The sequence below is a fragment of the Corallococcus sp. AB018 genome, from assembly GCF_003986945.1.
In the GTDB taxonomy this organism is placed as follows: domain Bacteria; phylum Myxococcota; class Myxococcia; order Myxococcales; family Myxococcaceae; genus Corallococcus; species Corallococcus exiguus.
On sequence record NZ_RAWR01000442.1, the window covers coordinates 1 to 1,476 of the forward strand.

1 protein-coding gene is annotated in these 1,476 nt (G+C 67.8%); it reads left to right on the forward strand.

Annotated features, from left to right (window positions below):
• Positions 1 to 2: 2 nt before the first annotated feature.
• On the forward strand, positions 3 to 1,433 hold the full coding sequence (locus D7Y11_RS42590; protein WP_233607593.1) for an IS66 family transposase: 1,431 nt from the start codon (positions 3 to 5) through the stop codon (positions 1,431 to 1,433).
• Positions 1,434 to 1,476: the final 43 nt, after the last annotated feature.

A 1,476-nucleotide genomic window follows, 5' to 3' on the forward strand; every position in this document is an offset into this window, starting at 1 on the left:
ACGTGGCCACTCCCGACCCAAGAGATGCGCGTATCGCGGAGTTGGAGCGACTGCTGAGCGCGGCGCTCGCGCGAATCGAGCAGCAGGAGGCTCGCATTGCGCAGCAGGAGGCTCGCATCGCGGAGCTGGAGGCGCGGCTGCGGAGTACCTCGCGCAATTCCTCGAAGCCTCCGTCCTCGGACCCACCCGGTACGCCGCCCAGGAAGTCGGAGCCGACGGGGCGTAAGCCCGGAGGCCAGCCCGGACACAAGGGCCGCAAGCGCGAGCTGATGCCGCCGGACAAGGTGACGCAGGTGGTTGCAGTGCCCGCACCGGAGCGTTGCACGGGCTGCACTGGCCCCCTGTTGCGACTGGAGAGCACGCCTCCCGCACGAATCCACCAGGTGGTGGAGTTGCCGCGCATCGTGCCCGAGGTGAGGCAGTACGAGTTGCACGCGGGCTGGTGCGCCGACTGTAATGCCTGGCGCTGCGCACCGCTGCCGGCGGGCGTACCCGAGGGCAACTTCGGGCCGCGCCTGACGGGCCTCATCGCGCTTTGCACCGGGCGCCTGCGCTTGTCCAAGCGGTTGGTGCAGGAGTTGCTGGAGGACGTGCTGGGCGTGGAGCTGGCACTCGGCAGCGTCAGCAACCTCGAGCAGTGGGTGAGCCAGGCTCTCGCGGCTTCCGTGAGTGAGGCGCGCGCCTACGTCCAGACGCAGCCCGCCGTGCATCAGGATGAAACCGGCTGGTGGCAGAAGCATGCACGCGCCTGGCTGTGGGTCGCCAGCACCACGACGGTGGCTGTCTTTCTCATCGTCAAGAGTCGCGGCAAGGCCGTCGCCCAGACGATGTTGGGCCAGGGCTTTCGGGGCACGCTCATCTCCGACAGGTGGTGTGCCTACAATTGGGTGCACGCCCTCAAACGGCAGGTCTGCTGGGCGCACCTGGTGCGCGAATTCGAAGGCTTCGTCGAACGTGGAGGGGAGGCGAAGCGGCTGGGAGCGCGACTGCTGGCGGAAGTCTTCGTCCTCTTCGAATGGTGGCATCTGGCCCGCGATGGGCTCCTGAAGCGCGCCACCTTCCAGCGCAAGATGCGCCCTCTCATGCGCGAGGTGGAGCGACTCCTGGCGGAGGCCGCGCAGGTGTGCCCGAAGCCGGTGGCCGGCACCGCCAGGGAAATCCTCAAGCTCAAGGAGGCGCTCTGGACGTTCGTCTATACCGAGGGCGTCGAGCCCACCAACAACCTCGCCGAGAGGGACCTGCGCCATGCGGTCATCTGGCGCAAGACGAGCTTTGGCACCCAGAGCGAGGACGGCAGCCGCTTCGTCGAGCGCATCCTCACGGCCGTGATGAGCCTCAGGAAGCAGGAGCGCAACGTGCTTGACGCTCTCACTGCGTCCCTTGAAGCCCATCTCCACGGCGCTCCCGCACCATCGCTGCTGCCCGGAACCTGAATCCAGCTCACGCTCGCGGTCGCCCAGCCCCCTGAACGCTTAC